The organism is Pararhodonellum marinum (genome assembly GCF_015354735.1).
GTDB classification, from domain to species: domain Bacteria; phylum Bacteroidota; class Bacteroidia; order Cytophagales; family Cyclobacteriaceae; genus Pararhodonellum; species Pararhodonellum marinum.
This window is the reverse complement of the sequence record NZ_JACEFJ010000018.1, coordinates 57,943-84,938: the sequence shown is the minus strand read 5'-3', so window position 1 is coordinate 84,938 and position 26,996 is coordinate 57,943. Positions and strand designations below refer to the sequence as shown.

Annotated in this window: 28 protein-coding genes and 1 pseudogene; 7 read left to right on the top strand and 22 right to left on the bottom strand. The window is 37.9% G+C overall.

Annotated elements, in window-relative coordinates; translation table 11 throughout:
• Positions 1-2: 2 nt before the first annotated feature.
• The 12 genes from H1A14_RS21645 to H1A14_RS21590 form a co-directional block, all read right to left on the bottom strand.
• Positions 3-320 (bottom strand): GNAT family N-acetyltransferase, encoded by a 318-nt coding sequence (locus tag H1A14_RS21645; protein WP_194778401.1) that lies wholly within the window; start codon positions 318-320, stop codon positions 3-5.
• Positions 321-389: 69 nt separating this feature from the next.
• Positions 390-878, bottom strand: coding sequence for a VOC family protein (locus H1A14_RS21640; RefSeq protein ID WP_194778400.1), 489 nt, complete (start codon positions 876-878; stop codon positions 390-392).
• Positions 879-947: 69 nt separating this feature from the next.
• The gene (locus H1A14_RS21635) at positions 948-1,928 is read right to left on the bottom strand and encodes an alpha/beta hydrolase (RefSeq protein WP_194778399.1); all 981 of its coding nucleotides are present in this window, start codon (positions 1,926-1,928) and stop codon (positions 948-950) included.
• A gap of 109 nt (positions 1,929-2,037) precedes the next feature.
• Positions 2,038-2,322 (bottom strand): GNAT family N-acetyltransferase, encoded by a 285-nt coding sequence (locus H1A14_RS21630; protein ID WP_194778398.1) that lies wholly within the window; start codon positions 2,320-2,322, stop codon positions 2,038-2,040.
• A gap of 35 nt (positions 2,323-2,357) precedes the next feature.
• Positions 2,358-3,272 carry a pirin family protein gene (locus H1A14_RS21625; protein WP_194778397.1) on the bottom strand — a complete coding sequence of 305 codons (915 nt, stop codon included), beginning with the start codon at positions 3,270-3,272 and terminating at the stop codon, positions 2,358-2,360.
• Between the two features lie 59 nt (positions 3,273-3,331).
• Complete coding sequence (locus H1A14_RS21620) at positions 3,332-3,553, bottom strand: (4Fe-4S)-binding protein (protein WP_194778396.1); 222 nt, start codon at positions 3,551-3,553, stop codon at positions 3,332-3,334.
• Between the two features lie 71 nt (positions 3,554-3,624).
• Positions 3,625-4,506: a pirin family protein gene (locus H1A14_RS21615; RefSeq protein WP_194778395.1), complete on the bottom strand. Its 882-nt coding sequence runs from the start codon at positions 4,504-4,506 to the stop codon at positions 3,625-3,627.
• A gap of 260 nt (positions 4,507-4,766) precedes the next feature.
• A complete protein-coding gene (locus H1A14_RS21610) occupies positions 4,767-5,348 on the bottom strand; it encodes a Crp/Fnr family transcriptional regulator (protein WP_194778394.1) in 582 nt (193 codons plus the stop codon).
• 203 nt (positions 5,349-5,551) lie between these two features.
• The gene (pgl, locus tag H1A14_RS21605) at positions 5,552-6,277 is read right to left on the bottom strand and encodes a 6-phosphogluconolactonase (RefSeq protein WP_194778393.1); all 726 of its coding nucleotides are present in this window, start codon (positions 6,275-6,277) and stop codon (positions 5,552-5,554) included.
• Complete coding sequence (gene zwf / locus H1A14_RS21600) at positions 6,271-7,791, bottom strand: glucose-6-phosphate dehydrogenase (RefSeq protein ID WP_194778392.1); 1,521 nt, start codon at positions 7,789-7,791, stop codon at positions 6,271-6,273. The genes pgl and zwf overlap by 7 nt, the downstream gene beginning before the upstream one ends.
• Before the next feature lie 45 nt (positions 7,792-7,836).
• Positions 7,837-8,283, bottom strand: a complete 447-nt coding sequence (locus H1A14_RS21595) for an RpiB/LacA/LacB family sugar-phosphate isomerase (RefSeq protein ID WP_228527915.1) — start codon at positions 8,281-8,283, stop codon at positions 7,837-7,839.
• A 503-nt stretch (positions 8,284-8,786) separates the two neighbouring features.
• On the bottom strand, positions 8,787-9,734 hold the full coding sequence (locus tag H1A14_RS21590) for an alpha/beta hydrolase (protein WP_194778391.1): 948 nt from the start codon (positions 9,732-9,734) through the stop codon (positions 8,787-8,789).
• A 303-nt stretch (positions 9,735-10,037) separates the two neighbouring features.
• Here H1A14_RS21590 and H1A14_RS21585 point away from each other — a divergent pair, with 303 nt between their 5' ends.
• From H1A14_RS21585 to H1A14_RS21570, 4 genes are all read left to right on the top strand, one after another.
• Positions 10,038-10,394, top strand: a complete 357-nt coding sequence (locus tag H1A14_RS21585; protein ID WP_194778390.1) for a hypothetical protein — start codon at positions 10,038-10,040, stop codon at positions 10,392-10,394.
• Between the two features lie 291 nt (positions 10,395-10,685).
• Positions 10,686-10,991, top strand: a complete 306-nt coding sequence (locus tag H1A14_RS21580) for a hypothetical protein (RefSeq protein ID WP_194778389.1) — start codon at positions 10,686-10,688, stop codon at positions 10,989-10,991.
• A gap of 465 nt (positions 10,992-11,456) precedes the next feature.
• Positions 11,457-11,648 carry a hypothetical protein gene (locus tag H1A14_RS21575; protein ID WP_194778388.1) on the top strand — a complete coding sequence of 64 codons (192 nt, stop codon included), beginning with the start codon at positions 11,457-11,459 and terminating at the stop codon, positions 11,646-11,648.
• 210 nt (positions 11,649-11,858) lie between these two features.
• A complete protein-coding gene (locus H1A14_RS21570; RefSeq protein ID WP_194778387.1) occupies positions 11,859-12,275 on the top strand; it encodes a hypothetical protein in 417 nt (138 codons plus the stop codon).
• A 220-nt stretch (positions 12,276-12,495) separates the two neighbouring features.
• Here the strand turns inward: H1A14_RS21570 and H1A14_RS21565 are convergent, their stop codons facing one another.
• The 6 genes and pseudogenes from H1A14_RS21565 to H1A14_RS21540 all read right to left on the bottom strand — a co-directional run bounded on the left by H1A14_RS21565 (position 12,496) and on the right by H1A14_RS21540 (position 18,023).
• Positions 12,496-13,011 carry a YciE/YciF ferroxidase family protein gene (locus H1A14_RS21565; RefSeq protein ID WP_194778386.1) on the bottom strand — a complete coding sequence of 172 codons (516 nt, stop codon included), beginning with the start codon at positions 13,009-13,011 and terminating at the stop codon, positions 12,496-12,498.
• A gap of 438 nt (positions 13,012-13,449) precedes the next feature.
• Positions 13,450-13,887 (bottom strand): annotated as a pseudogene (locus H1A14_RS21560) (MgtC/SapB family protein).
• Between the two features lie 115 nt (positions 13,888-14,002).
• Positions 14,003-14,569, bottom strand: coding sequence for a hypothetical protein (locus tag H1A14_RS21555; RefSeq protein ID WP_194778385.1), 567 nt, complete (start codon positions 14,567-14,569; stop codon positions 14,003-14,005).
• Positions 14,570-14,699: 130 nt separating this feature from the next.
• Positions 14,700-14,855, bottom strand: coding sequence for a hypothetical protein (locus H1A14_RS21550; protein ID WP_194778384.1), 156 nt, complete (start codon positions 14,853-14,855; stop codon positions 14,700-14,702).
• Positions 14,856-15,217: 362 nt separating this feature from the next.
• The gene (locus tag H1A14_RS21545) at positions 15,218-15,580 is read right to left on the bottom strand and encodes a PRC-barrel domain-containing protein (protein ID WP_194778383.1); all 363 of its coding nucleotides are present in this window, start codon (positions 15,578-15,580) and stop codon (positions 15,218-15,220) included.
• 259 nt (positions 15,581-15,839) lie between these two features.
• Entirely contained in the window at positions 15,840-18,023 is a 2,184-nt protein-coding gene (locus tag H1A14_RS21540; RefSeq protein ID WP_194778382.1) for a PAS domain-containing sensor histidine kinase, read from the bottom strand.
• Positions 18,024-18,609: 586 nt separating this feature from the next.
• On the opposite strand from H1A14_RS21540, the gene H1A14_RS21535 reads away from it, so the two are divergent.
• The 3 genes from H1A14_RS21535 (at position 18,610) to H1A14_RS21525 (ending at position 21,523) form a co-directional block, all read left to right on the top strand.
• Positions 18,610-20,028 (top strand): sigma-54-dependent transcriptional regulator, encoded by a 1,419-nt coding sequence (locus H1A14_RS21535; protein WP_194778381.1) that lies wholly within the window; start codon positions 18,610-18,612, stop codon positions 20,026-20,028.
• Positions 20,029-20,490: 462 nt separating this feature from the next.
• Positions 20,491-21,048, top strand: a complete 558-nt coding sequence (locus H1A14_RS21530) for a helix-turn-helix domain-containing protein (protein WP_194778380.1) — start codon at positions 20,491-20,493, stop codon at positions 21,046-21,048.
• 34 nt (positions 21,049-21,082) lie between these two features.
• Positions 21,083-21,523, top strand: coding sequence for a response regulator (locus tag H1A14_RS21525; protein ID WP_194778379.1), 441 nt, complete (start codon positions 21,083-21,085; stop codon positions 21,521-21,523).
• A gap of 266 nt (positions 21,524-21,789) precedes the next feature.
• Here H1A14_RS21525 and H1A14_RS21520 read toward each other — a convergent pair whose 3' ends face one another.
• The 4 genes from H1A14_RS21520 to H1A14_RS21505 form a co-directional block, all read right to left on the bottom strand.
• Complete coding sequence (locus H1A14_RS21520) at positions 21,790-24,492, bottom strand: PAS domain-containing sensor histidine kinase (RefSeq protein ID WP_194778378.1); 2,703 nt, start codon at positions 24,490-24,492, stop codon at positions 21,790-21,792.
• 9 nt (positions 24,493-24,501) lie between these two features.
• On the bottom strand, positions 24,502-24,951 hold the full coding sequence (locus tag H1A14_RS21515) for a response regulator (protein ID WP_194778377.1): 450 nt from the start codon (positions 24,949-24,951) through the stop codon (positions 24,502-24,504).
• 510 nt (positions 24,952-25,461) lie between these two features.
• Complete coding sequence (locus H1A14_RS21510; protein WP_194778376.1) at positions 25,462-26,187, bottom strand: flavodoxin family protein; 726 nt, start codon at positions 26,185-26,187, stop codon at positions 25,462-25,464.
• Between the two features lie 278 nt (positions 26,188-26,465).
• On the bottom strand, positions 26,466-26,975 hold the full coding sequence (locus H1A14_RS21505) for a pyridoxamine 5'-phosphate oxidase family protein (RefSeq protein WP_194778375.1): 510 nt from the start codon (positions 26,973-26,975) through the stop codon (positions 26,466-26,468).
• Positions 26,976-26,996: the final 21 nt, after the last annotated feature.

Here is a 26,996-nt window from a genome sequence, read left to right as displayed (position 1 = left end):
TGTTAAAGTTGGTCATAGCCTTTAAATTTCTTACTTACAATACGCTTCCAGTCTGGATGCCTTTTTATATATGCGAATACAAATGGACAAAATGGCAATAACTTAAGATTCTGGTCTTCGAGATAATGTAAGGTCTTTTCAATTATTGCACTTGCGGCACCCGTTCCTTTTAATTCCGGTTCAACTTCGGTGTGTACTAGTGCGATTTGCTTACCAAATTCACCATAATTGATAAATGCATAATATCCATCTACCTTAATTTCAAACCGTTTTACAGCCTCATTTTTTATTAGTGGTATATCTTCATATTGTGGTTTCATCTTTTTTGCGGTTAAGGTAAACGATTTTTATGCCTTGTTGTTTTCTTCCATTTCCGGAATTACTACAGTTTACAATTCTTTCAATAAATCCTGTATGTCCAGCCTTTTGGTATACATTAGAATTGAACCATCCTCTTTTTGGGGCCAATCTTCTTTGGGCTTGTCCCAATATAGTTCAACTCCATTGCCATCAGGGTCGTCTAGATAAAGCGCTAAAGATACACCGTGGTCAGCAAACCCTGTGAAAGGATATTGGGCGATACTCAGTCTGTTGTATATTATGGCCAAGTCTTTTTTAGTCGGATATACTATTGCAGTATGGAACAACCCTACACTGTGTATATCAGCCCTTGGACTATTTTTGCTATACCAAGTATTCAAACCAATATGATGATGGTAGCCCCCAGCTGATATAAAAACAGCCTCTTCCCCAATTTTATTTATGATCTCAAAACCCAGTAAATCGCAATAAAACCTTATCGAACGACTTAAGTCTGCAACTTTTAGATGCACATGGCCAATTCGTGTATTAGCGGGAATTACATATTCATTTTCCATCGCGAATTCTTAAAATAAACTTTTTTTTCAGCCCCAACGTTCGCTGACGCTGTTTTTGCTCTAAACATCTTATGCTGTAAACAATGCTTCACGCAAAACGGCTGAAGCTTGTGTCAATGCTTCTTGAACCCCTGGAACGTGCGACAATGGATTCAACATCCCATAATCGTGTATCATCCCATTGACCACTGTAACCGTGACGGGTACTCCCGCTTCATCCAGTTTGCGGCCGTAAGCGACTCCTTCATCATATAAGATGTCATTTTCTGCAACCTGAATCAATGCGGGTGGCAATCCTTCCAATTCTTCCAAGGCTGCATTAATAGGTGAAACATATTTTTGCTTCCGATCTTCAGGATTGGGTAGGTACATATCCCACATCCATTCCATAATTGGTGTGGTCAGGAACCTGCCCTGCGCAAACTTCTTATAGGATGGTCGGCTTGTGTCGGAATCGACAAGCGGCCATAACAAGAGTTGAAAAGCCAGCTTCGGTCCTTTTTTTTCTTTAGCCATTAATGCCACCACAGTGGACATATTTCCTCCCACGCTGTTCCCGGCCACCGCCAGTCGGGAACTATCAACACCGATAGCATCTCCATTTTCGGATACCCATTTCGTAGCTGCATAGCCTTGATTGATGGCCAATGGAAATTGTGCATCGGGCGTAGGCGTATAATCGGGAAAGACCGCTACTGCACCGCTTTTTACGACCAAGTCCCTTACCAAACGTTTGTGTGTTGGATAATCCCCCAGCACCCATCCACCACCATGGAAAAACATAAACACGGGGAGCTTCTCCTTGGCCCCTTTCGGTTTTACGATATGAATGTTGATGGTTAGACCATCCTGCGTAATGGTTCTTTCTGTTTCTTCAATATCGCTGTAATCATAGGACACTGAATTTTGTGCATCCACAAGGACTTGACGGGCATCTTTAGGAGATAACTCCTCCAAAGGTGGCCCATCACCACTGTTCAATACTTCAAGGAAAGCTCTTGTTTTTTTTGAAATGTTCGGGTCTTTTTCCCCGGGAATGATTTGTGACATGGTGCTTGATTTTAAATTAATAGGTTAACGTGTTCTTTAATAGGCTAATTTCAGAGTATCGGTAATCTGTCTTTTGATGTTCTTCGATAGGACTTAAAAGAAGGATAGATTATGATTTTAAAACATCCTTGATTTCATCCGATTTTTTGAACACAGATGCCGCAAATGGGCATAGTGGAATAATCTTAATATTTTTTTCTCTGGCCATTTCCACGATTTTGTCGAGCATTTGTTTGCCAACACCTTTACCGTTATATGCCGGATCCACTTCTGTATAATCTATAATAATCAAAGCATTACCTGCGATGGAATAGGTCATCATCCCGGCACGTTTCTCATCTTCCCGTGCCATTGCAAAGCCTTTGTTGCCGTTTTCTTTTATTAATATTTCCATAATTTCTAATTGTCTTAAGACTTTGTTCTGATTACTTAGGAAAGGGCATTTGGGGGAGGGCCACCTGCCGGTCTGCTTTTGTCTTCAGGCAAGGGTACATACTCTTCATTGTCCAATGGCGGTAAATCAATACGTCCCTGTTTCCAGTCCTCCTTGGCCTGATCAATTCTATCTTTTCTACTGGATACAAAATTCCACCATATAAACCGATCGCCCAGGTGTTCACCACCTAGCATCATCAATGTGGTTTTTTCTTTGGCTATAATCAATGGGTCAACCCCTTTGGTGAATACCATCAGATTTCCTGATGTGTAGGTGGTCCCGTTTACTTCGACACTACCCTTGACAATATATGCCCCTCTTTCGCTATGCCCGGAAGGCAATCCAAAATGTACATCCTGATCCAGCACGACGTGTACATAAAACAAGGGGGAATGGGTCTTGACATTGCTTTTCAAGCCATAAGCATCTCCTGCAATCAAGCGCATCCAAACACCGGTATCCGTAAAAATGGGAAGCTGTTCAGGTTTATAGTTGCTAAAGGAAGGATCGTTTTCTTCATCCTTTTCGGGAAGTGCTACCCATGTTTGTATCATTTCGAGTTCTCCTCCCGCCAACATCGCCGGATCTTCAAACCGTTCACTGTGTGCAATGCCTTTCCCGGCAGTCATCCAATTTACCTCACCCGGTTTTATCACCTGCTCTACTCCAAGACTATCTCTATGAGTCACATTCCCACTAAACAAATAGCTTACTGTGGACAAACCAATATGGGGGTGCGGCAACACATCAAGATTGCTAATTGAACCTTTCGGCATATTTAACGGGCCACCGTGATCCATAAAAATAAACGGTCCAATCATTCTGCGAAGCCGATAAGGTAGGATGCGTTTCACTGCAAAACCTGAAGAGAGTTCAGCCTGTCGGGCTTCTATAACAAGATCAAGCATAATTAACATTTAAATTTTTAACTCAATAGATCCACCTCGTGTATTCCCATATTAAAACTTCATTCATAATCGGGTTCTTTTTTTATACTTAATGCTCCGGATGGACATTTTGCAACCTGATCTATCAGTTCCTGTGCCGTCGCATTCCCGGCTTTTATCCACGGACGTGCTTTTGGATCGTATACCTTTGGCAATGTCCTTACACAAACTCCTGCGTGAATGCGTAATTTTGGTTTCCATAAAATGGTTACTTCTCCATTTTGATATTCATGTTTTTCCATATTGTTCCATTTCAACAGCTGTTAAAACCCTTGAAAGACGAAGGGCAATGCGTTAAATTTTATGACAAACGCTAATAATTTGATTCGCTTTTTTCATACTTAATATTTCCGTACTTCCCGGCATAAAAGTCGCGGTAAGCTTCTGCTATTTCGACTCGGCTGTTCATCACAAATGGACCTTCCGCGACAATAGGTTCGGTGTAGGGTTCACCACCGAACAGTAAAATATCCGCAGCTTCAGGTAATTTGTTGTCAAATACGATCTCACCGGCATTCCTGTCAAATTCCACAAATTCTCCTGCCTGAAATTCCTCATCGTTGAGTGTAGCATCTTTAGTCGGTAAGAATGCCGCAACCTCGATTCTTTGGTCAATGGAAATGGTGAAATTCTTACCGGGTTCAAGCTGAATATGATATAAAAACTGCTCTGAATAATTTGGTATTTTAGAATTCAAATCTTCGAAATTACCCACTATTACTTTTATCCGGCCAGCGTTATTTGGCAATTTCTTTTGCGGTACTTCATTGCTTTGAACTGCCAAATACTCCGGTTTTTCAGCTTTATTCTTTGCAGGAAGGTTAATCCAAAATTGAAAGGCATGGGTACGGTTACTTCCTGTCTGGGAATCTATATTCAGCGTTTCATCATGAATAATTCCATTTCCGGCTTTCATCCATTGAATGCCACCGGAATAAACTTTCGCATAATTTCCCGCACTGTCAAAATGCTCATCTTCTCCTTCCATGATATAACTTAATGTCGCTATACCTCTATGGGGATGTGCACCGGTTCCACTGTTCATAGTAGATGGGTGCATTTTTGGAACAATGTGGTCTAAAAATACAAATGGACCAACTGCATCGGTATATCTGTTCGCTAACATTCGGTAAATTGTTAAATCACCGATATCAGCCCTTTGCCCTTTTGTCGAGAAACTGGTTTTCTTTTTCATATTTTAAATTTTTAAAGGCTGTACCCCCTTGTTCACAGTTCAAGATGAGTTGACTGATATGTTTTGTGGTCATATAGTACAACTACACTATTTTCAGGTCGAAGTAATGCTTAAAGCTTTATTTCGGGAGTCTTTTCCATTGTTTTGATCTAAATTTCTTAAACAAATTTATTTCAATAGAAAGAAAAAAACGATGATAAATGTCGATAAAAAACATAGACAAATGCCTACAAAATAAAAAAATGAAGTCAAAATATAACTTATTTGTGAACGGTCTGTTTGCGAATCCGGCTTAAGGTGTCTTTTGTGATACCAAGGTAAGAGGCAATGAGGTGTTGGGGAAAGCGTTGTAAAAATTCAGGATAACTAGTCACAAAATCATCATAACGAACTTTGGCGGTTGCGCTAATGGTGGATGTTATTCTTTTTTGTGTAGCAATATTATTTCTCTCGTCAAGCTTCAATATCATCTCATTAAAAGCTTGACTTTTATTTAATAATTTGGCTAAACTTTCTTTTGAAATCAGAAGTATTTCACAATCTTCCCAGGCATCTATATTGTAGATACTTGGTGTTGACATGACAAAACTCTCTCGGTCACTCACCCACCAATTCTCCACAAATAGGTTTGTTGTATGTTCTTTTCCTTTGTCATCTACATAATATTTGCGCATTGCACCTTTTAAAATAAAAGCGAAGTGTTTAGAGATTTCTCCCTCAACTAAAAAAAATTGTCTTTTCTTTATTTTCTTTGGGGTAAAATGGCTTTTGATAACTTCAAATTCTTCTTTTGAAATTGGAGTTGAAATATATCTATTAAGATAATTGTGAAGTGACTCCATGAGCATAAATTGAAAAACACAAAGTTAAATTAACTTTTTATTTTGTTTAACCGGCTTTTATGGTTCAAACCTGTTTGACATTGGAAATTTCCGACACACATACAAAGCTAAAAGACAATTGAAATCATAAAAAGAAAAAACCGAAATTAATAATCAGGATTTTGATGTTTAAAGGTCTTCCTTAAGGCAGTTTTTTCAATTATCTAATGCTTTTTCAGTTTTGAGGCTGCCATTTGATCTACCATCAAATAAATTTTACCCGATTTGGGTTTTATGAGTTTCGTAGGGAACTTATGATAGGTTTCATTTCCTTCCAAAACCTGATACAGTGCATCCATCTTTTTCTCTCCAAAAACCAAGAAGATAATATTTTTCCCCTCGTTTATCAGTGGAGCAGTAAGTGTAACTCTATACATATCCTGCGATTTCAAAAAGTACGCATCAACTTTCTTTTCTTTTTCTTCCAACACAGCTTCTCCAGGAAATAAGGAGGCTGTATGACCGTCATCCCCCATCCCTAATAAAATCAAATCAAAGTGCTTAGAATCCTCCAAATGCGCTTCAAGTAAGGATTCATAAGTCTTGGCATAGGCTTCAGGAGAAACACCTTCCTTAAACATAGGGAAAATCTGATCTTTTGGAACAGGGAGTTGATTTAAAAGCGCTTTGAATGCCGCTCCGGCATTGCTTTGTTCACTGTGTAAAGGGACCCATCGCTCATCACCCCAAAAAACAAACACCTTAGACCAGTCAATTTTTCTGCTATTCTCATCTTCGGCCAGCAGTTTGTAAAGACCATTTGGAGAAGACCCGCCTGTCAAGGCAACTGTAAAACGACCTTTTTCTGATATCGCCTCATTGGCAATCTGAATAAAAAGTTTGGCCGTACGTTCATTCAAGGCTTCGAGGTTCTGGAATTTCTCTAACATCCTTTATCTTTTTTATCTTGCTTCTTGATATCCATAGACCAGAAATGCCCCTCCCTCGCTATTAAGACTTCTGCTTTTTCCGGACCCCAGCTTCCCGCTACATAATTTGGAAAATCATCTTCACCTTGTTCCCATGCCTGCTGAATAGAAGCCAACACATCCCAGGCTTCTTCTACTTGGTCTGATCGCATAAAAAGCGTGGTGTCCCCTAACATGGCATCCAATAGCAAGGTTTCATAGGCTTCAGGAGTTTGCGTAGAGCAACTATCATAATTAAAAATCATTTCAGAGGAATTGAGGTTCATTTCCAATCCCGGTTTCTTGGTCATAAAGCGCAACTTGATATCCATTTGTGGCTGAATATGAATGGTCAGCCGGTTTGGAGTCAGGCTTTCCATAGGAAACGTGTTGTGAGGAATGGTCCGGAACTGAATGGTGATGGAAGACGCTTTTTCGAGCATTCTTTTTCCTGTTCTTAGGTAAAAAGGAACCCCTTGCCAGCGCCAGTTATCGAGGTAAAACTTAATGGCAGCAAAGGTCTCTGTTGAGGAATGTTTATCGGTATCCGGTTCATCTCTATAGCCCACAACTTCTTTGCCTTTGATCCACCCGGATGCATACTGCCCTCTTACAGCATAGTGATGCACATCATCAAAGGGGATTCTTCGAATGGCTTTCAATACGTCCACCTTACGATTGCGTATTTCTTCTGCTTCAAAGGTCACGGGTGGCTCCATAGCAATCATGCACAGGATTTGAAGCAAATGGTTCTGAATCATATCCCGCAAAGCGCCTGCACCATCATAATACCCCCCACGGTCTTCTACGCCGACATCTTCGGCGACCGTAATTTGTATATAATCAATAAAACTTCGATTCCAAAGTGGCTCAAACAAACTATTGGCAAAACGAAATGCCAATATGTTCTGCACCGTTTCTTTGCCCAAGTAATGATCGATCCTATAAATCTGCTTTTCGCTGAAAACCTCATCAAGCATATTATTGAGCGCTATGGCCGAGTCTTTGTCATATCCAAAAGGCTTTTCAATAATTATCCGATCCCTTTCTTGATCTTCTGCCAGTCCATTGGCACTGATATTTCTACAGGCAGTTTCTATAAATTTCGGAGCAACGGAAAGGTAAAAAAGTCGATTGGCCCTTTGTCCCCATGCTTTTTCCACCTTCTCTATTTCTGAGCGCAATGCTTTGTATGACTTTTCGTCTTCAATGTTTGAAGGAAAATAATGTAAAGATTTTTTGAATTTCCCCCAATTTTCTGGATCAGGTTTTCCGCTTCTGGAAAATTCGGATAGTCCTTTGTATAGATTTTTCTGGTAACTCTCATCATTCAATGCAGTTCTTCCAAGGCCATAGATCGCCAAATTATCCGACATCCAACCCTCTAAGAATAAATTGTAAAATGCCGGGATGAGTTTTCTTTTGGCTAAATCTCCTGTCCCTCCAAAAACAATAATGATTGTGGGCCCGTTGGTATTTTCAGTTTTCGTTTTCATAGGATTCCAAAATCGTATGTTGTCATCACCATATTTTTATAGTTCTTATTTCTGATTTTCTAAAGCAATCGTTTTATTCAGTCTTCTTACAAAGCGTGCTTCTTTTTCAAATTGAGCAGCTAAAAATGTCTTGGTGATTTCCAATATCAGTTCGCTACCGATCACACGGGCACCCAAACATATCAGATTCATATCATCGTGTTCTACCCCTTGATGGGCAGAATAGGTTTCGGTGATCAGCGCGGCACGAACCCCTTTGATTTTGTTGGCAGCGATAGACACCCCAACACCACTTCCACATATAGCGATCCCCTTTTGAATTTTACCCTGCGAAATTGCTTTGGCTAAGGGATAAACAACATCAGGATAATCATCCTCAGGATCCTCCTCATAAGCTCCATAATCGACAAGTTCGTATTTTTCCAGCTTTTTCTTCAGTAATTCTTTTTGTAAAAAACCGGCGTGATCCGCAGCAATACCTATTTTCAACATAAGCAGAATTGATTTTGTATACCTCTTGAAATATGCAGACCTCAATTTACAATTTAGCTTACATTTATTTTTCTACTTTCCAATAGATTCTTTTTCTATATGCTTTTTAAAAAGACGCCAAAAGTAATTGAAGGGATTTGAGAAACTTTATTTCATAAGCCGCATTTTCAACTAATTCAACATCAGTTAAATAGTGTAAAGTTTCTGTTGACTTCAATTATATTTTTATCCTGCCCTTTGAGAAATCCTCACTGCACCAGTCTATCGGTACAGGAAACTTTGTGAAATTCCTTCTTCCGCAAAAACAATCTCAACTTACAAAGCCATTAATGGTTGTAGTCCTTTAATTACAGGCTTCTTAAGTACTTTATGGCAACCGGCGTTAGGAGATGAATCCTTAGGTTGAGCATTGAGCACCTCATTATTGGTGAATGTTATGGGAGCATATTTCTATCTTAAATCAGCAAAAACCATGAAAAAATAATTTTTCAATTTTGGTTCCCTTAGGAAGATCCAAAACCTTGTTTATCTAACCAATTGATCAGGTCATTCCAAGATGAAGCAGGGAAGGTGGCGTGCAGGGATTCCTTGATTACCCAAAACTCTTTATTATTCCCTGGAATCCCATCATACAATTCTCGAACAGCATCTATAGTGAAAAGCTCATCTTGGTCCCCTACCCCTACCAATATCGGCATTGGGGGTTCTTGCTGAAACTCAAGTTCAGTTTGATCGCTCAACATGGTCGCAAACCGCAGCGTATATGCATAATTGAAGAGGGGGTCATTCCTTTTTTCCATTCCAACCCGTTTGTACTCAATGACAGCAGTACTTGGACGGATTATAGAGTTGGTAAATATGGTCATCATTTCGAACCAACCATACTTTCTAGCCGGTTGTTTTCCCCGATAAGCCCCGGAAAGCAGCACAAGTCCATTCGTTTCGTCCGGCGCCATTTTTGCCAAATATATGGCCGAAGCCACTCCAAAGCTGTGTCCAATAACAACAACATTCCGGAAACCCAGGTCTTTGATAAACTTCATAGTCTCTAAATAATCCGATTTGGCCCGTTCTTTACTTGGACTATCACCACGACTCCCCCCTGAGAGTCCATGCCCCCGATAATCCAATCCGAACGTGGTATATCCGGCAGCTGACAGAGGTTCTGCCATAAAATCATAGGCCTTACTATGAGCAGTTATTCCATGAAGGATAAGTACTGCAACACCCTTTTTTTCTAAACTATCCACCGGATTCCATCTTCGTATAAAAAGTGTCTCCTTATCTGTGGTTTCCAATAAATGAAAAGGCTGATTAACCTCTTGCCGCATGGCAACAACGTCAGGTTGTGGAATATTGGGGATGGGAGTAAGTAGGGTTGCTGTAACAACAATTACAATAATCCCGATAAGAACTATAAAAGTCCACTTTAAAATTCTCTTTATTGACATTGTTCTATTTTTTAAAGATGGTTTTAACAAAAACTTTTTTAACTACTCAGGTACTTTTTTATTAAACAAGGTTCAAGTTTATAGGCTGCTATTTGCCTCTGTATGATATGAGCACATCTTTTTGGGTGAATGTACAAAAATCAGTTTTATTGTCAGCTTATCCATATTGTTTTTGTGGAGAAAAACTGTGCAAAATATTGGTTGTTATAGGATTGAGGCCCCATATTCAACAAACCTTACAGACAGACCTTGGATCATAGGGACAAACCGGTTGAGCAACTTATAAGCTTTAACCTTAAGGTTATGGAGCGGGTTAGATTTTTGGAGAGAAAGGTGTCTGAACTCGAAAGGGAACTTGCCCGGTACCGTAATCCCAAAAACAGCCGCAACAGTCTCTTCCCCCCTTCCAAAGATGAAAACCGCTTCAAAAGAACAAAAGCTTCCGTGAGGATACCGATCGCAAACCCGGCGGTCAGCCGCAGTGACCTGTCTGCGTTTCCGGCAGAACTTTTCTCCAGAAGACAGGTCCTTGACCTTCCCATCATCAGTCCTGTATGCACAGAAAACAGGAGCTACTCCAAAAGCTGTCCCTGCGGAGAAAAAACAAAGGCGGCATTCCTTGCGGGCATCAATGTCTCGGTGCATCCCGATAGTTATTGAGACGGAAGCGGAGTTGAGACCATGGTGGGCTATCTGAACGCTAAGCAGTAAGGCCCCTTCAGAAGGAGGAAGGAACTTCTCAAGGACTGCTTCGGCATTGATCTGAGTGAGGGCGGCATAGACAACATGATCGGCAGATTACCCGAAAAACAACCCAAGGCTATGCGATGATAAAGTCGGCCGTCTCCCGAGACCGCAGCAAAAGTGCACGGGGGCAAAAAATGGGTCCGGTCTTACCAGACAGAGTAACACACCCTGTTGGCCATATTCGAATCCCGGGGACTAAAGGAGATGAAGGCATACTTTCCCGATGAATTCGGAAATGCAGCGTTATGCCATGACCCATGGAGGGCCTTTCCAATCCTTTCAGCTTTGAGCTTTTTTTGGTTGTCAACTTGGAGTACGGCATTGGTAAAGAAAAATCTGTTTATAGGCTTTGTGGAAGACCAGACGAACGGAGAGAGCAGGTTTTGGTTTCAGCCTTTCTCCTCAGAGATCGTTGGAATCAATCCCCCACTGTCTGCGAAACCAAAGCCTGATGCCCTGCATTGGGCTTTTATCAATGCAGGAGACCAGGATCGGGGAATTATGAATTGAAAATGGTGAATTGGAATGGTGAATTTCCTGTGGTCTGGTTTATATGTTAAATTCCAAGCAAATTAGTCAACTTTTCATCTTCTTTTAAATCGGTTAGTATTTAAAAAGCGGAACAGGACTCTGCTGGAGAGCAACTTTTCTGAGAAAGTCTGATCGACTGGAACTTCCCGTAGCAATTCCTGATAAATAAGTTTAATCTCATTCACTGTTAGGGTTTTACCCAGGAAGGGAATGCTTTTTACATTTTAATTGGTGAAGCATTTTAGGGTTGTTAAACAATTGAACTTGAGGTTGCATTGTTGTTTGACACCCTGGATAATCGGATTACACCTAGCTTTTTTTGAGCACAGAAAGATTCATGGTTGAAATTTTCAAAAGAAGAAGTTGGGATAGGTTCAAGAGTTGGATAGTATAAAAAACCGGCTTTCATGTAAATGTGTCCCTTAATTGCTTTAAACGAGTGATATGAAAATGAATTATCACAATAAAAAATTTAGAGCAATAGATAATAGGGACAATGGAGAATCATCTTCCTCCACCATTTTTCCTTATCTCCAAGAAGGAAGAATTATACATGGTCATTACACTGGGGGTGAAACAGAAAAAGGATTTCTGTTGGGTAAGGTCGAGGAGAATGGCAACATCGACATGGTGTGATACGAATTGTTACTGAATATCTACAAAATGTGATATAAATGTTCATTTTGACTTAATAAAGTTTTATTTGGAAATATCATTTCGGTTTTATTTCTCTTTTAGAATAGTTTAATTCTTAATTAAATCGCATTTTAATTATATTTTTTCTTGAAAGATTTATCTTGGCTTAACCTTTGGTTTTGATCATCTACTAACTTAAACCAAATGAACATGACAACTTTAAATCCAGAACTCGGATCACAATTTCTAGCCAGAAACCTCTTTTTGAGACCTAGACTAAACCAACCTCGTTCTCCGAAAAATTGGAACCCTTGGGTTCATGCAACCTATCCAAACCCAGATGAAGATTATCCAATTCCTGATCCCGATCGTGAGGATGAGGATGAAATTAATTTTCCGGACAGGAAAGGTGACAAACAAAGTAACCCTGAAAGAAAAGACAGAGATCAGGAATTTCCCAAAAAAGACAAAAGAGAGGAAATTCAACCTGAAAGAAAGATCAGAGAAGATGATGATCTAAGTATTGATGAGGATGAATTTGATCCCGAACGCCCCAAGGAATGGGAAGATCTCGATCGGGAAGATGATGACAAAAGAACACCTAATCGAGGAAGAGATTTTATATAATCCAAACCTAAATTATGTAAATCATCAGGATGAGAAATAAGTGGCATCTAGGCTGCTTGTTTCTCATTCACCTCAATATTGAAAAATTTTTTTTTTATAAGGAAATATCCAACCTGTTGAAAAGCTTGAAAGGTGGGTGAAATGTGGCGAAAAGCAGAAGCCATGGATAAAAAATCAGGAGAAGCTGCACCACCCCTCCTGATAATATTGAAAAAGTAAATTACTTTACCGCTTTTTCATTGACTTCTTTTTGAGCTATTTCAGTCAACAATTTATCGGCCTTCTTTTCCTCGTTCAAGGTTTCACCCAACAATTTTGCACACTCATCCTGTCCCATTTTTTTTGCCATTTCGGTAAGGGATCCATAAGAGGCAATTTCATAATGTTCGACCTTTTGACAAGCCACGATGATACCTGCATCTCTTACCATTGATTCCTTATCATGGTCTTCCAGTATCTCTTCTGCTTCTTCGATCAAACCGGCCATGGCCTGACATTTTTTTGCCGAAGCTTTCTCCTCAATGAGCTCAAAAACCTTTTCCAAGCGCTTGATCTGGTTTTCAGTTTCTTCCTTGTGATCGTTTAAAGCTTTTGCCAGCTTTTCGGAAGAAGCGGCTTTACTCATTTTAGGAAGCGCTTTGGTAAGGTGCTTTTCAGCCCAGTAGATGTCCTTCAGTTCGTGGACAAAGAGGTCATAAAATTTAGATTCTTTAGCGGAGTTAATTTGGGTTGCCATAATGATTTTTTATGTTTTACTGATTTTTAAATTGGTCTCAAAACGCTCTTTTGGTAAATCCCAAAAAGAACAATTAAGAAGAAAACAAACTTTCTGCCAATTAAAAAATGACACATCCTATTCCTATTTCAAACGTTCCCCCATTTTAAAGGGGGCATAATGGACACACAAAGTCACATTTTTGAACCACAATGTTACATTATACAACTGCGCTCTTTGTTGAGCAATAGAATTGTTACCTTTCTCAGAGGATAAAAAAGGATAGACCAATGTTGTAGACTTGATTTAAATGATTTCGTTTTCACATCTTATAAGCGTATCAACAAAAAGTTAAAATTCACCCCCTTACGACCATCAGATCGGATTTCTTCAACTCTCGGGTATCGCAAACAAAAAAGTTTATTGGCATGGATGTGAAATCCAATGCTTCTGAGGTAATCAAAATAGCTTATTGTTGTCAATTTTGTAATCAATAAATCCAAATATGGCATTGACAATCAAAACCATTGTCGTAAAAATCAACAAAGGTAAATATGCTCCTACCGCTGCCAATACCCCACTGCTGGCACTACACCAAATCGTGGCGGCTGTGGTAAGGCCTGATATATCTTTTGATTTTTTTTCCTGAATGATGGTGCCTGCTCCCAGAAACCCTACTCCAACTATTACCTGGCCCAAAACACGGGTAAGATCCGTGTTTTGAATGCCTTCCAAAAGTCAAACTTACCAAACAAAAACACTTGACCCCAAGGCCACTAGCGTGTTTGTTTTAAGCCCTGCAGGCTTTAGTTTTAATTTTCTTTCAATTCCAAACAAAAAGCCGGACAATACGGCTAGCAATGATTTGAGTAAAAATTCGGTTGTGTCAATCTCCATAAACCTTTCCGATAATAAGATTTAAGCTCTGAAGATAGAAAGCATTTTCAAGAAGGTGAATATCAAGAGAATGTTATCAAAGGTTTACAGCCTTTGATAACATTCTATAAGACAATCAATAATAAATTTCCTCTCCCTTATTGGCCTTCCATTTGTCCTGAAGATATATGGCATCGGCTTCATCTTTTGGGGCTACCATGATCACTACATTCCCCTCTTTGATCCCAGAATCATATAGTTTTGCTCTTGCTTCAGGTATTCCAGCTCCTATCATCGCACCGATCAGTCCGCCAGCAATCCCACCTGCCCCGGCCCCGGCCAATCCAGCAGCCAAAGGCCCCGCTACCAGGATCCCTAGCCCGGGAATCAAAACACTAGTTCCCAATGCGGCTATCACCCCAGCAACTGCGCCGATTGTACCGCCTATGGCCGATCCTTTCCCTGCATGATCTGCTGCTTTAGTTCCTACCTCAGTTTTCTCGGCAAAGTTTCTGTCACTATAATATTTCTCCCGGGTTTGATCTGACATGATGAGATTGATCTCATCTTTGGTATATCCCTTTTCAATAAGTGAATCATAGGCCTTTTGAGTGCTTTCCCGGTCTCTGAACATCCCGGTTAACACCTTGTTTTCTTCAGTGTGGGGATTATAAGGATCCCTTTCTCTTCTTGTGCTTTCCATAGTTATAAGATTATTGGTTTATTAATTAGTTTGTTTCCTAAATCAAAAATTTAATAAGTAGGATGAGACCCATATCTAGCTCTCCTCCTACTTGGATTTAACATTTATTCATCTGGAATAGAGGATTTTGTTAACTTTTTTCTCTTCCTTTTACAGGTTTGCCTGGATCACTGGTCATCTTGCGAGCAGGACGTTCCTCCTTCTCCCTTGTATCCTTATCCCTGCCATCTTTTGAATCGGAAATTCCTTTTCTTTTTTTTTCGCTTTTTTCTCGTTCTTCTTTCATGGTTATTTTGATTTAATGAGTTGTTTACTAACAAAAATACGCATCAGAAACAGCAAAAATATTATAAAATATGTATGAATATTTATAAAATCAAGATCCCAAAATGAAAATTAATATTATAATAGACTAAAAAAGGTAAACAATTCAATTTCTTTCATGGGCTAAAATGACATTGAATCTGACTTGATTGATACCACTTTGATTGTATATAAAGAGTAACTTTTTACAACTAAAAATAAATTAGCACATCATCATGCATCCAGGCTATCTTAATTAAGGTCAATGCCTCGATTTAAAAAAAAAAGGGAGTGAATTATAATGCCAGAGCATGATGAAGAAACCATTCCACTTAAATCTACTTATTATTTCTCTTCGAGATTATAATATTCAGTCAGTAATTTGAATAACCCGGAATTGGCTTTGGTGGGCCAGTTTTCTTTATAAAATCCAGGAGAATTATCCAGTTTTTCTTTGGTGACATTTAAAATAATTACATTTTCAAAGTAATTGTCGAAATTAATCGCCCTCCAGGGTACGGCAAAATACTTTCTTTTAAAATTCATCAAACCTGTTTTTACAGATAATACCGCATACGAAACCTTTCCATTGGTAGTATCAATCATTATTTCCTTGAGCGTGCCCAGCTCCTCATGATTAGGTGTCCTTACCTCTGCACCAATCATTTGAGAAGCAGTTATGACTTGGTGGTTGTTTGATTGGTCCATAAGGGTAAAGTAATTGTTCAAAAAGCTTAAATCAAATTTCATTCCCAAAGAAATCCAATGTGATTCATTCCCCGTCTATGTTTCACTGAAAACCAAAAAGTGATCAATGGGTTGAAATTTTATGCCTAAATATTGATTTTGGCCCGAATGAACGATATCACACGGATTTTTATCTGGGAATGTATATCGCCAGAATGGATATAAGGGTTCCTATATTGTAACCTTCTTAGACCTTCAAGTACGCTTTTGAAAAAAGCAATTACTTTTCCGATTGTGCCATATTTCGGCGTTTTGGAATTAAAAAAGTGAATGTGGCCCCTTTTCCCGCTACACTCTTAGCAGATATGATTCCATCGTGGTTTTCGATTATTTTTTTGCAAATCGCAAGCCCTATTCCCGATCCTGGAAATTCTAATTTACCATGGAGCCGGTTAAAAATAACAAAAATGGATTTAGCATAAGTTTGATCAAATCCAATTCCTTGGTCTTTGACAACGACTTTTATCAATTCTTCTTCATCATGATTTGAAAACTGACTTAATTCTTCAGGTGTTGGATTTTCAGAAAATATCTGGATGGTATTTGGCTCATCAGGCTTGCTGAATTTTACAGCATTAGACAATAAATTTTTAAATAACTGCTGAATCTGAAAGGGAATCACTTCGGCAACTGGCAGTTCAGAAACCTGGATGTCCGCCTTTTTCTCTTCAATGAATAAGGTAATTTCATCCAATGCATTCCTTAAAATATGGTTAAGGTCATTCAATTCAAAAATTTTGTCAGTAAGTGACAATCTTGAAAACTGAAGCAAATCAAGAATAAGCAATTGCATCTGATTGGCAGACCTCTGTATTCTATAAAAATATTCTTTTCCTTTCTTAGAAATTTTCAATTCTTCTAAACCACTCAGCATAGAAATCATGGTTTGGATCTTTCTTAGAGGCTCCTGTAAATCATGGCTTGCGATATGATTAAATGAAGCAAGTTCGGAATTGATCCTTTGCAGTTCTTTGTTTTGAAGTTCAAGCTTTTTATTTGCAAGAACCTCTTGCGTCACTTCCTTAAGAGTAATCAACAAAAGTTTTCCACCTTCCTTCACAAAATATTTTCTACTGAGACTGACATATTTGATCTCGCCATAGCAGGTTTTTATCTGGACTGGGGCATTCCCCTTACTTTTAACAATTGGGTTTGGCTCCAGCAAATTGGATACAGATTCTCTATCTTCTTCCTTCACATAAGTGAGAAACATTTCTTTGGAGGCTTTGAAGGAGTCCGGTTTGAAACCAAGCATTCGATATAGGTTGTCAGAAAAAATAACGGATTCGGCTTCAGGGTTGAATGCATAGTAGCCTATAGATGCAATAATTTCTACATGCTTGAAAATCCTGTTTTGCAAGGACAAATTCTGATTTAATTCCTTCAAAGTATTTTGAATTTCAATTTCTGATGTGGCATCCTGATTGACCAAAATCATGGCTCGGTCTTTATTTTCAATCCGTAGAACGGCTAATAGATTTACCTGCTTCATTTCACCTGAATCAGAGACAATTCTAGCATTCAATTGGACAGATTCATTCGTTAGGGAAAGTGATTTTAAGGCTTCCAAAACTTTTTTTCTGTCTTCTTTGTGAATATGCTTAATATAACTTTGAAGTGAAGGGGGAAAAGCCAAGGGGTCGTATCCCATGATCCTGTAAAGATTTGATGAAAAAACAATTTTTTTCTGATCCAGATTGATGTAGCCATGTCCCAGGCCTGCGATTCTTTCAGCATGTTCGAATATTTCTTGGTTGATTTTATTCTGAAAAATGTGTTCATCACAGCTTTCCAACTCAGTTTTAATTACTTTGTGATAAATAAATCCAATAATAAACAGGCATGCCAATAGCCCCATCGAGGAATAGAAATAGATTTCCCAAAATTTCCTGGATTCAAAGCTTGAGTCCAAAACAGCTTTACTTTCTTTTATGCTTAAATCGGAAATGAATCCTATAATGCTCAGTTCTGAAAGAGTGAAGGTGTCAAAATCATAGGATTCATCCTGGGATTGAAATCTTTCGACTAAAAATGTTTGATGAAAATTAAAGAATGCATTGGTCATGGTCTCCAGTCCATTTAAATCTGCTTTTTCAAGCGATGTTCTATCTATGAAATAGGTCAGTGCTGATAACCGATTTTGAACCACTTCTTTTAATTCCCAAAAATGATCCAAACGGGCTGCATGGGATACATCCTCTGAAAAAAGGACCACATTTTCCAAATCCCTTAATTCATGCGATAGCCCAGACAATTCGTTTTGCAATTGCCTTGAGGCATCAGACCTTGTCGGATCATTAGGATAGGTGTGGAATTGCAGAAAGCCAAGTACCAACACAGCCGTAACGATCAATGTCGTAATAGCAAAGGACCTGAAATGAAGTTTCTTTGTTTTATTGAGCATGATACTTGGATTGTCTGTACACTTCCATCATACAATTACCGAGATTAATACGTATAATCGTAGAAGAAACTGAACAACAATGGTGCAACAATTTATGATTAAGTTATAAAATTGATTTTTTGGCCCAAAATGTAAAACTTCTATGAATTCACCGAATAAATGAATTTTTCAAAACAGTACAAAAAACCTATAATTATAGATTGGACATTTTTAGTTACAGTTCCATAAAATTTTGTCCGAAATTGACCCCAGCAACGTTTACACTACACCTCACCTTTGGTCTAAGTTCAAATATATAAAGGATGCCTGATTGATGAGTTGATTGCCTTAACAAAGTATAATAACTTCATTGAATACAATCATCATAATTTGCAAAAAAATCAAAATTTATTTATTGGATTAATTCAAATTCATTGGAAAAATCATCTTTCATGGTGACAAAAAATCAAAAACCTTAGAATTTTACAAGCTGGCATACAAGTCTTGTAACACCAGCGATTTACAATATTCTTAGATTTATAGATTCCAAAAGGAACTCCCAAAAGTTTGAATATTACATTATGACAACATACCCTGCACCTATATCATGAAAAACATCCTGATCATCGATAACCAAATCTCTATTTGTAATTTATTAAACAAATTTCTTACCAAAAACAATTACGATGTAGAAACTACTTCCAATGCCATTCATGCATTGGAAATTTTAAGAGAAAAGCACTTCGATCTTACGATCATTGAATACCATCTGCCGGACATCTCAGGAATAAAAATTTTAGATAGAATTCAAAAAATTTGTCCTAAAACAGAGGTTATATTCATGAGCAGTCAGGTGACCCTGAAGAATGCGGTATGCGTCATACAGAAAGGGGCCCTGAATTTCATTTCAAAACCACTTAATCCTGATGAGTTACTGGAAGCCATTAAGTCCTCTACAGGAAAATCAGGACCTAAGGAAGTTAACGAGGCTGTCCCAAAAGAGGAATTAAATGTCCTTGATCCGATAACCGATTTGGGATTGATTTTTGGTCAATGCCGAAAAACAACCGAAATGTTAAATAAAATCAAACGGGTTGGAGATACCAAATATTCCGTGATCATTCAAGGGGAAACCGGGACAGGCAAAGAATCCATTGCGCGCTTACTTCATGCCTACAGCCCCAGAAAAGTAATGCCTTTTATTGCGGTAGATTGTGGCAGTTTATCCAAGGAAATTGCAGGAAGTGAGTTATTTGGTCATGAAAAAGGTGCCTTTACCGGAGCAATTTCTCAGAAAGTTGGATTTTTTGAGCAGGCAAATGGGGGAACGATCTTTTTGGATGAAATTGCAAATCTTTCGTTAGATATTCAGATGGCGCTTCTCAGGGCACTTCAGGAAAAGGTAATCCGAAGAATTGGCGGGGATAAAGAAATACCAACTGACGTTAGGGTCATTACTGCGACCAACGAGAATTTACTGGAAAAATCTAAAAATTCTTTTTTTCGAGAAGATCTTTATTTCAGGTTAAGCGAATATGTATTAAAAGTTCCTGCCCTAAGAGAAAGAAAAAGCGAATTGCCATTATTCATTGATTTTTTTCTTAAACAAACCAGTGAAGAACTAAAAAGTCCAAAACTTAAACTATCGATGGAAGTGGAAGCCCGCCTTCAGGAATATCATTGGCCTGGAAACTTGCGTGAACTCAAAAATGTAATCAGAGGAATGTGTTTGTTTCCGGGGGAAGATAATTTAATTCAAAAAGAGACACTGCCTGATCATATATTGCAATCCATCCATGGTATACAAAAAAACCAATCTCTTCAAGTGAATGGGAAGGAGGTTCAAGAACTTTTTCCAAGTTTTGATGAATATGATTTAAGATCTACCGCGCTCAAGGCTGAATATTCAAGGATCATCGAGGTCATGAAGAAAGTCCATTTCAATAAAACCAAAGCTGCTCAAATATTAAACATCCACAGAAAAACACTTTATTCCAAACTGAAATTGATGAACATACCTTATTAACAAAACAACCGAGTCTTTCCTGATTTTATTCCAATATTAAGACTTATGAATTTTATTAAAGAAGATATAGTCATATTTAAATTTAATCGGGTAATCCAAAAGAATGACATATACCTTTTTTCAATAAAGTTCTAATCTTCTTTATTTATTTATATTTAATAGATTATAAATAATAAAATAATTATTTTTTATTTAAATTTTTTTATTAAAACAACATATTAACATAATATAAAATTTGGACCACCCAAATATGAATCAATTCATATAAACACAATTAATTGTAAAAATTTATAATCAAAAAATAATATGAAATGTTTAATTTTGAGTATGAAACCTCAATTTAAATGTACCAACTAAAATTAAGTAGTTGAAAAATTAATTCTGATAGATAGGCGGCAAATCCTTAAAATTATATCTAATACATAGACCTATCTTGGTTAAAACAACATCAATTAAATACATATGAAATTAGTACTTGGATACCACACGCATTCGGTTGTCAAAAAAGTTATTGAAAATGAAATCACCAAATTAGGTCTTTATTTCACGTTTACCAATTCCGGCCAAATTGAGATTTTAAATCAACTCAGTAACAAACAATATGAGCAATTAAAATCTAACTTTCTTGAATATGGGATTTTTATTCAGGAAAATCAAAAAGAGCAGCTGGTCCAAAGGATCAAAGATGTTGTAGATGAATATATTTTGAGTGAAGACAGCTATAAATTTAAAACCTCACAATACATCTCAGAAAGGTTAAATCTAAGTTATGGTTATATTTCCAATTTATTTTCGGAAGAGACTTTAACCACCTTGGGAAATTACATCATGCTAAAGAAAATCGAACATGCAAAAACAATGATATTGAGCGGAGAATATAATCTTACTGAAATCGCCTTTAGGCTTAATTACAGTAGTGTAGGCCATTTATCCAGTCAATTTAAAAAAATAACTGGCTTAACCTCCTCCGCCTTTATCAGAATTATTTCCAGGCGGAATGGTTTGCTTTTACAAAATTAAATGCCATTAAATTTTAAAATCCATATCCCTTTCCATGAAAAAAATTCAAATAGTATTAGCAGACGATGATGATGACGACAGGCTCTTATTTAAAGAAGCCATATCCCAGTTGAAGTTGAACTCTGAACTTACATTGGTTAAAAACGGCAATGAATTGATGAAATTTTTGAATGAACCAAAAAACACACTTCCCGATTTAATTTTTCTAGATTTGAACATGCCTGAAAAAAGTGGATTCCAATGTTTATCCGAAATTCGCACATCTTCAGTATTAAACACCTTGTCGGTGGTGATTTACTCTACCTCATCTTCTGATGAAGACATAGAGGAATGCTTTATCAGAGGAGCCAATATTTATATAAATAAACCCAATGATTTTGAAAGTTTAAAATCAGTAATTTTAAAAGTAATTTCTACTAATCTTCAGTATGATACTTCTGCACTCAACAAGGATAATTTTTTGATGATCATTTAATTTTTAAAAAAAGCCACCTAACTTTTTATCCGTTTTTTGCCATAAAATATGCGTATTTAGTGCATAATTCTTAATTCAAAAATGGTGGATTTACATTACCTCTTTGAGGTCCATGTTTGTAAATATAGCTGGATGATTGCCCATATTTCAACTAAAAGTTAATTTTAAATTCGTTGCTTTTCAGCAACATTGAGGCGCATTTGCCAATGATGATTGATTCCTTTGGCAGTCAGAGGATTGAAAAATAGCGGGTTCGTGAGCAGACCCTATGATTTGGTTACTGGCAAAAAAATATCAAAAGTTGCCCCTTTGTTTATTTCACCGGTGGCGGAAACAAATCCGTTATGGGTTTCAACAATTTTTTTTACAACTGAGAGTCCAATGCCGGTTCCACTATATTCCCTTCTTCCATGCAGTCGTTGGAATACCTCAAAAATCTTTTCACTGTATTGTTGTTCAAAACCTATTCCATTGTCTTCGACTGTAATGTGATAATATTGTTCATTTTTTGAAAATTTTCCGTTTTTTAGATGATCTCCTGATACAATTTCACTTTTGATTCTGATATGGGGTGGTCTTGAAGGAATTGAAAATTTCAATGCATTGCCTATAAGGTTATAAAAGAGTTGCCGGATTTGAAAGGGGATGACGTGGACTACACTTAACTCCGAGGCTTCAATGATCGCATGCTTGTCCATGATTTCATCATAAAAATCATCTTTAACTTCTTCAAGAATTTTATTGAGGTCGACGCTTTCAAATTTCCTCTCAACATTTGAGGTGTGGGAGTAGGCAAGCAAATCCTGTATGAGTGTTTGCATGCGCTTGGCTGCATCCTGCATCCTTTTAAAACTATCTCTTCCGTATTCGGATAAGTTGTTTTCTTCTTTTTCTTTTATCCTGGAAGCAAAGGTTTGGATTTTGCGAAGGGGTTCCTGTAAATCATGACTTGAAATGTAAGCAAAGGATTGAAGTTCTTTGTTCAGCTTCTGGAGTTCTATGTTTTTCTGTGCGATATTTTGCTCGGCTATTTTACGCTCAGTGATATCGCTGATTGCGCTTAAATAATATTGGCTGTTTCCAATTTTAATAATTTCTGCTGAAGCCAACGCAGAGAACTTTTCACCTGACTTTCTGATAAATTCAACTTCCTGGTTTTGCATTTTACCATATGAATTTAATTGCTGAATGATGACTTCCCGTGCTGTAGGGTCAATCATCCCTAATTCTATTGATGTTTTACCAAGAGATTCTTCAGCGGTGAATCCAAAAACATTGGTAAATTCATCATTTACCATCAATATTTTCCCTGACTTTATGTCTGATAAAGTCTTGCAAACAGGGGATAGATCGAATAGCTTATAAAATTTTTCTTCACTTTCTTTTAAATCTGCTATTCTTGAGGCAACTATTTCCTCCAGTTCTTGCGAAATGGTTTTTTCTGAATGGATATCGGTAAATGCCCCTACCCAACTCACAATACGGTGATCTTTATCGAAAACCGGCCGCCCTTTTACTGAATGCCATCTGTATTGCCCTTCTTTACTTTTAAGCCTGATGTCACATGAATAGACATCACCTGTTTCCAAACTTTGAAGCCAAGCTTCATTTATTCCGTCAAAATCGTCTGGATGTACGATTTTTCTCCAATCCTTTTCGTTAATGGGTTCAATGCCTGTATATTCCTTCCACCGGTGGGAAGAAAACTCCGCATTGCCTTTTTCATCTGTTACCCATACCAGTTGCGGTAAAGTTTGTACAAGCGAATGGAATTTTTCCTCACGCTCCTTCAACTGGTTTTCAATTTTTACCTTTTCATCGATATCGGTGTTGGTGCCTATCCAACGGTAAATTTCACCCGTTTCATCTCTGATTGGTACTCCCCTGGTTAGAAACCAACGATATGTTCCATCAGCTCCCCTAAGTGGAAATGTGAGTTCAAAAGGCTCATTTGTCACCCATAGTTTCTTTGAAATTTCCACAATCCTTTCAACATGGTCGGGATGATGTGCTTTTTGCCATCCCCATCCTTTCATTTCCTCCAATGAAAGTCCTGTGTAGTCCAACCATCGCTGGTTATACCAAAAAATATTCCCTTGACCATCTGCTATCCAGGCCAGATTCTGAATGTTGTTGCTGAAAATTCTGAAACGTTCTTCACTTTCTTTTAGAGCATCCTGGGATTTTTTTTGCTCATGTATATCCATTCCAATTCCGATATATCCCATAAAAGTGCCGTCAGGTAAATAACGTGGATTAGCAGAGATAAAATGCCACCTATATTCTCCATCATAACGCTTCATCCTTAAGGATGGAATTGAAAAGGGTTTTCGTTTTTCAAATGCTGTTTGATATATCCTGAATCCTGCCTCTAAATCATCTGGATGAACTATGCCATGCCAGTTTCTGCCTATAGCTTCTTCAAATTCCTGTCCGGTGTAATCCAGATAGGCCTTATTCCAGTACGTGATGGTTGCTTCCGGGCATGGTGCTGTAATGAAAGACATCAGCGGAATATGATTTGCCAAGGTCCGGAATCGCTCTTCACTTTCTTTATACCGCTGATGGTTATCTTCCAGTTGTTTTCTGGCCTCAACATGCTCGGTTATATCACGGGTAGTTCCTGCGACAGCCTCGACATTGCCATCTGTGTCCAAAACAGGAACGAAAATATAGTCATAAATCCGTTTGCCAAGTTTGGCGTGAGTAAAGGAAACTTCGCCCCGGATGTTTTTTTTTGTAGCTATAACTTCATTGATTTCCTTTTCATGCATGTCAGCATGCCAAGGTTCATAGCCTATTTCCAACAGATTTTTACCAATAGATTCTTCCCAGGTGCGCCCCCACATGGATAGAAGCGCCTTGTTTGCATAGATAAAACGATGATTCAAATCAAAAACGTAGATCAGGTCCGGAGTACTTTGGGTAATGGCTTCTAAAAGTGGTGATATTTTGCCGTCTTTATCCATACGACCATGTCAATTAGAGGTTATTACAAACTTATCTAAGGGAGTTTGCGGAGTCACGAAAACTGAAATCAGATCGATTGATTTGGATATTACCTTTTTAAGTGACGAAAATTCTGCAGGTTTTTGGATGTAAAATGTTGCGCCTTGTTCAAACAATTGATTTACAACTTCTTGGTCAAAAGAAGTAGAATACATAATAACAGGAATTGAATTAAACGTTCGATCTTTTCTAATCTCCTTCAAGCAGTCAATGCCGCTTTTGCGGGGCATGTTCATGTCAAGGAAAAGCGCATTAGGTAAAACAAACTGAGGACTTTTAAGTAAATCCATCAATTGTTTACCGTCATTAACAACTGTCAATTTTGCATTGATTTTTATTTCTTCCAATGCCTCTTGAAAAAAGAGACAATCATCCTGATCATCATCAGCTAGAAGTAAAGTTAACTGGGTAGCATTCATCGTGTAATGGAAATATTTGCTGGGATTTGAATAAGTGTTAAGGTAGCGTAGTCATATCAAAAGTGTAAGCATACTTCATAGAAGTTAACAATTTACTTGTCAATAAGACTACCCTTTTTCATTAGATATTAAATGGTTCTAATTTTTTTTCCATACAGTCAGCTTTCATAAATATGGTCTTTTGGTATATTCCTGGCTCAAAAAATTCTGCTTACGACCTCCGGTACTAATATATAAAAAAATCAAACTAAGAAGCTAAAATGAAACATCTTTAAGCATCAATTTTTTAAATTTACATAAATATTTTGGTTTCTAACGCATATGAAAAACATTTGAATTAATCCTTATTTGAGGGCTTTTGTGCTATCTGAACTATCCCAAGCCAAAGTGATTAAATTAGATCAATGGCCATGTACTATTCAGAATCGATGTTTTTTTGTGATTTTTTGGCTTTGAGTCATCGAATTGAGAATGTCAAGTATATTATTATTCATAAATCTGATTCCATTTTCAAGGATTTCTGAATTGCCATCGCTCCCCTTCCTTCCAGGATTTACTTGAATTACCATACTTGGGATAGCCGTCCCTAGTCTTCAACATGGCAGCCAAATGCATCAAATTATAGGTCATAAAAGTGGTGGCTTTGTTGGTGAAATCAGAATCGTAACCTTTGGGTGGATCTATTTTTTTGCCCTTGTATTCCGTGTCACCATAGCTTGGTCCCGGACCTACCTCTCCTATCCATCCGCAATCTGCCTGAGGAGGGATGGTGTATCCGATATGTTGTAATGAATACAAGATTCCCATGGAACTGTGCTTTACCCCATCTTCGTTGCCGGTAATGATACATCCTGCGGTTTTGCCGTAGTAAATAAACTGGCCTTTCTCATTGGTTTTATCACTCATCGAATCCAATCTTTCTATAAGTTTTTTTGCCACCGAAGATTTTTCACCTAGCCAAATCGGAGTTGCCAATACCAGGATATCCGCATTAAGGACTCTCTGAAAAAGTGAAGGCCATTCATCTTGGTCCCACCCATATTCTGACATGTCTGGATAAGGTCCCGGAGGCACTTCGTGATCTATCAGCCTTATCTCATCTACAGATATTCTTTCCCGTTCCATTATTCCTTTGGATACATCAATTAGCCGGGAGGTGTGGCTAATTCTAGGAGATTTTTCCAGCGTGCAATTGATGAAAATTGCATGTAAGTCAGAGAATTGTTTCTCTATCATAATAGTAAAGTTTAGCTTTTTACAACATTCAAAATTCGCCAACTTTCGGTTAAGAACAGTTATAAAAATACTTGAAAATCTTACTCATTTTTCAAGTCTGAACTGAATCTGGAACTAGAAGCAGGAAATTCATCCAATCGCATACAGGATCCAAGAAATCATTACAAATTCTTGACTTCAGGAATTTTATTCCACAGCAGCATCATTGACCCCTGAATGCAGAACACCAGAATTTTGTGGTAATCATTTAAGTAAGGAAATTCAATATCTCCCTTTGATCAGAATGATAATGCTCCTTCTTCTGCCTCTGCAAGATTTTTTCCTGTTGCTGCCGAGGCCAGCATTTTTAGTGATTTTCCCAATTTGGTCCCATTCATTTTCCAATAATACGCCGAAAGAGGTTTGACTTTGATGACTGAAATATTCGGATCATCCTCACCCTCTGGAAACCAAGCCTTAACCTCGGGACTCCAAAGTTCCTTAATCAATAATTTGTCACGGTAAGTATCAGCCTCACCGTTTAAGATAAGGAAACTGTCTTTACCGGGATGTGAATACATAAGTTGAACCTTGTTGCTTAAGTCAACTTCTTTATATATATCATTTCTGATATCACTGAAAAAAAAGATATTGCCCTGGTCATCAACTTTTTGGGTACTCATGGGTCTGCTCGTTGCTCCATTTTCTCTCCCAAGGTTGGTGCAGAACATACAGATATCTATTTCATCTGCTAGTTTGGCCAATTTTTCTATCGCTTCTTTGTCTTTTAGGTTTTCTATATTACTCATGATTGTATGGTTTAAGTCGTT